Source organism: Kitasatospora sp. NPDC034023 (genome assembly GCF_055575795.1).
In genome coordinates this window covers 1-4,116 of record NZ_JBVIRY010000096.1, presented here as the reverse complement: position 1 = coordinate 4,116, position 4,116 = coordinate 1, and the positions used below count along the sequence as shown (strand labels likewise).

Here is a 4,116-nt window from a genome sequence, read left to right as displayed (position 1 = left end):
TACTGCAGGGGGGACCCTGTGGGAGAGTAGGACGCCGCCGAACAATCTTTCAGAAGAGCCCCCATCCGGATCCCGGATGGGGGCTCTTCGCATTTCCAGGCCTTTCTGGCCCGTCGGCTCACTCGTCCTCGGACTGCGGCTCCTCCGTCGGCGGCTGTCCCTGGGCCTGGGCCGGCTGCTGGGCCTCGGGCTGGGCGCTCTGGGTCGGAGTAGACGGGGCAGATAGGGCAGCCGGGAGTTCCGCCGTGCCCCAGGCCGGGTGGTTGAGCCACTTGTCGGCGCTGTTGGTGAGGCGGGCGACGCCCGTGCCGTCCGGCCGCATGCTGTAGAGGTCGGCGCCGGCGCCCGCGGGGGCCTGGGCGAACACGATGGACTGGCCGTCGGGTGCGTAGGCGGCGGCGCCGTAGAAGGCGTCCGAGGGGGCGGGGGTGAGGGCGCCGATGGCGGTGCCGTCGGGGTGGACGGTATAGATGGCGCCGCCGGGGGCGTTGTCGGGGCCGGCCGGGTAGGTGGTGAAGAGGATCCTGGTGCCGTCGGGGGACCAGTCGGCACGGTCGCCGGCGCGCAGGTCCCAGGGGGTGAGCTGACGGAGCCCGGTGCCGTCCGTGTTGACGACGTAGATGGCCCGGCTGTTGGCGGGTTGTCCGGTGGCGCTGGTGCGGTACTCGAAAGTGAGCTGTTTTCCGTCGGGGGACCAGCTGGGGTTGCTGACCGAGCCGGAGTAGGGCTTGTCGTTGGTGAGGAAGGTGAGCCGTTGGACGTCGGTGCCTTCGGGGCTCATCAGGTAGAGGTCCGAGTACTGGGTCCGGGTGTTGTCGGCAGGGTTCAGGGCGCCCCAGGAGCGGCTGAAGGCGAGCTGCTTGCCGTCGGGGGAGAAGGCGGGGGCGCGTTCGTCCTCGTTGGCGCAGTCGGCGCCGCCGCTGGAGTCGTCGCAGAGCTGGCTGATCTGGTGGGCGCCGTCGCCGGAGGCGGCGACCGTCCAGAGCCGGGCGGTGCCGGTCTGCGGGTCGGTACGGTCGAAGGCGACGGCGGTGCCGTCGGGGGACCAGTCGGGTCGGTCGTCGCGGGCGCGGTCCGGTGGCTGGGTGATCTGGTGCTGGCCGCTGCCGTCGGGGGAGAGGGTGACGATGGCGCTGGTGCTGCGGGAGGAGTCGGTGTAGGACCGGCTGACGATCAGTCCGTTGTGCGCGGTGGCCGCGGCGGGGGCTCCGGCTGCCGCGCCGACCACGCCGGGGGTTGCGGCGGGCGTCGGCTCCGGGGTGGCGGAGGGGGACTCCGGCCGGATCTCGGAGAGGGGGATCTCCCCGGGCTCGGCCCCGCAGCCTGTGAGCAGGGTGCCCAGAAGCAGAAGGCCCGCACCTGCGCTTGCGCGAGTGCGGGCCTTGCTTGTGGGGGACTGCCGTGTCCCAGTGATCCGTGCCATCTCTGCCTCCGACCTTGCCGACCGCTCGACGTGTGCCCCCGTCGCCGATTCAGGACGAAGGCCCCTGAAAGGAGCTGTCACTGTGTCAGACGGGGGGCGTCGGAGGCCGGGCGACACGCGACGGATCGCGCTCGCTAGGCCACACGGAGTAGCGGAAGGGGGGGAGGGTTTGTCAGCCCCGGGCGGCGCGGCGCTCGGCCTTGGCGAGCGCCTCCGCCTCGTCCTCGGCCTCGGCGACCTCCAGAGTGGGCGCGGTGCCGTCGAGGTGGGTGGGCAGCCACCAGGTGTCGTCCGGGCCGGAGGGCTTGCCGGGGTACTCGCGCTGGGCCTGGTCGAGCATCTCGCTCATGGCGGCGCGGAGTCGTCTGGTGACCATGACGGGCTTGTCATCCGGCCCGAGGTGAATCGGTTCGCCGATCATGATGGTGACCGGGACGTGGCGCTTGGTCAGCGTCTTCGGGCGGCCCTTGGTCCAGAGCTGCTGGGTGCCCCAGAGCACGACGGGCAGCAGCGGGGTGCCGGAGTCGGCGGCCATCCGCGCGGCGCCCGTCTTGAACTTCTTCAGCATGAACGAGCGGCTGATCGTCGCCTCGGGGAACACCCCGACCACCTCGCCGGCCTTGAGGGCGCGCACGGCGGCCTCGTACGCGGGCTGGCCGTCGGTGCGGTCCACCGGGATGTGCTTCATGCCGCGCATCAGCGGGCCGGAGATCCGGTGCTTGAAGACGTCGTCCTTGGCCATGAAGCGGGTCTTGCGGTTGCCGCCGCGGTAGGCGCCGAGGCCGGCGAAGAGAAAGTCCAGGTAACTGATGTGATTGCTGACCAGTACCGCTCCCCCTTTGGCGGGGATGTGTTCGGCGCCCACGATCTTGATTCGCACGTCGAGCGCGCGGAAGGCGGTGAGTGCGGCGCCGATCACCGGCGGGTACACGAACTCTGCCACGGTCAGTCCTGACTTCCACGGGCCGGAGCCCGGTTCGGCGGGGGCCCGTGACGTTGCGCGGGCGGTGCCGACCGGAGCACGGCACGCCGCGGCGGTCACGGGTGATACACGGAGATGATCCCCCGAACGAGTGCCTGCTGTCACCTGAGGCGTGCGGTCAAGCCGATTTTCACGGTGTGATCTCCGTGATGAACTTCGACCGGGAACTCTTCCGTTCCCCGGGCTAGGGGTGGCCGCCGGAGGCGGGTCAGGCCCCGGCGGTGAGGCGGCCCTGGGCGCGCCGGACGACCGGGTAGAGCTCGCAGCCCACGCAGTAGCCGAAGGCGGCGTTGAGGAAGGCGGAGGCGAGGCCGACCGAGGTGGCCAGCAGGCCGAGCCAGGTCACCCCGGTGACGTGGCCGAGGGCGCCGACCGCGGCGAACACCAGGAGGATGCCCTGCCCGAAGCGCAGCGGCCGCTCGTCCTCGGTCTCGGACGGCGGGGCCAGGCGGGGCAGGACGAGGATCCGGAAGAGCCAGTCGTACGGGGAGAGCCGTAAGCCGCCGAACGCGCCGAGGGCGAAGACGAGCGCTTGGGCGGCGAGGAGTCCGCTGCTGCCGGTGAGGAGGACGGCGATCAGGACGGCCGAGGTGAGCGCGGCGGAGAAACGGGGACCGCGGGGGTCGGTCTGCACGGGGGCTCCGGGAGGGTCGCGACGGGCGGCAGCGGCGGAAGGTGGCGGCGGGGGCGTCAGCGACAGTGGGGTCCGGTGGGCCGGCCCGGGGAGATGACGCGGCGGGCGGTCGGCAACGGCGGTGAGGAGCGCTCGGAGTCCACCGGCCGATCGTACGCGGCCCGCCCCCGGCGGTCGACCGTCTTTCGGGGCCCGTCGTGGCTGGCGCAGACTGGGGGGATGACCGGGCTGGTGGCGTGCGTTGTCGTGCTGGCGGTCGCGACCACGTTCGGGCTGCTGCGGGCCGGGCTCGACGGAAGGATGAGGGTGCGCACCACTGACGGGACGGTACGGCTGTCGGAGGCGGAGCTGGGCGGGCCGCTCGGCGTGCGGGCGACGCTGGTGCAGTTCTCGACGGTCTTCTGCCAGCCGTGCCGGGCCACCCGGCGGGTGCTCTCGGAGGTGGCCGGGATGGTCGAGGGGGTCGAGCACGTCGAGGTGGACGCCGAGGCGCGCTTGGAGCTGGTCCGTCGGCTGCAGATCAGGCGGACGCCGACCGTCCTGGTGCTGGACGCGGACGGCCGGGTGGTGCGCCGGGCGGTGGGGCAGCCGCGCAGGGCGGACGTGATTGCGGCGCTCGGCCAGGCGGTCTGAGGAGCCCCGTCGCAAAGGAACCTGTCGTAGGGGAACCCGTCGCGTAGGAATCCCGTTGCGATGGATTCCCGTCGTAGCGGAATCCTGTCCCTGTCGGTCCGCCCCGTCAGGTGGAGTCGCGCCCTGCCTGGGGCAGGATGTGCGCAGGCGGCGGGCGCAGTCGCCCGGCGTAAGCTACTGGCCAGTAGTGACCACTGAGCTACCGGCGAGTATGCTGCCAGGAAGTTCCGGACCGGCACGGGAATTCGCTGCCCGGAGCGGGTGCGTTCCGTGTTCGCGCCCGCTTGCACAGCCGCAGCCGCCGGACGAGACCAGTACAGGAGACAAGGCCGTGAGCTTGAGGATCGTTGTCTGTGTGAAGTACGTGCCGGACGCGACGGGTGACCGTCGTTTCGCGGACGACCACACCACGGACCGGGAGGGCGTGGACGGCCTCCTGTCGGA

The 4,116-nt window shown here is 71.8% G+C and carries 4 protein-coding genes and 1 pseudogene; 2 read left to right on the top strand and 3 right to left on the bottom strand.

Annotated elements, in window-relative coordinates; all coding sequences use genetic code 11:
- Window positions 1–118 precede the first annotated feature (118 nt).
- The 3 genes from ACZ52R_RS43365 to ACZ52R_RS43355 form a co-directional block, all read right to left on the bottom strand.
- Window positions 119–1,423, bottom strand: coding sequence for a TolB family protein (locus tag ACZ52R_RS43365; protein WP_465626817.1), 1,305 nt, complete (start codon window positions 1,421–1,423; stop codon window positions 119–121).
- A gap of 172 nt (window positions 1,424–1,595) precedes the next feature.
- A complete protein-coding gene (locus tag ACZ52R_RS43360) occupies window positions 1,596–2,366 on the bottom strand; it encodes a lysophospholipid acyltransferase family protein (RefSeq protein WP_360510256.1) in 771 nt (256 codons plus the stop codon).
- Between the two features lie 247 nt (window positions 2,367–2,613).
- Window positions 2,614–3,039, bottom strand: coding sequence for a DUF4395 domain-containing protein (locus tag ACZ52R_RS43355; protein WP_360510258.1), 426 nt, complete (start codon window positions 3,037–3,039; stop codon window positions 2,614–2,616).
- A 219-nt stretch (window positions 3,040–3,258) separates the two neighbouring features.
- On the opposite strand from ACZ52R_RS43355, the gene ACZ52R_RS43350 reads away from it, so the two are divergent.
- Window positions 3,259–3,672 (top strand): thioredoxin family protein, encoded by a 414-nt coding sequence (locus tag ACZ52R_RS43350; protein WP_360510260.1) that lies wholly within the window; start codon window positions 3,259–3,261, stop codon window positions 3,670–3,672.
- Between the two features lie 331 nt (window positions 3,673–4,003).
- A pseudogene (locus ACZ52R_RS43345) lies at window positions 4,004–4,116 on the top strand (electron transfer flavoprotein subunit beta); the annotation flags it as partial.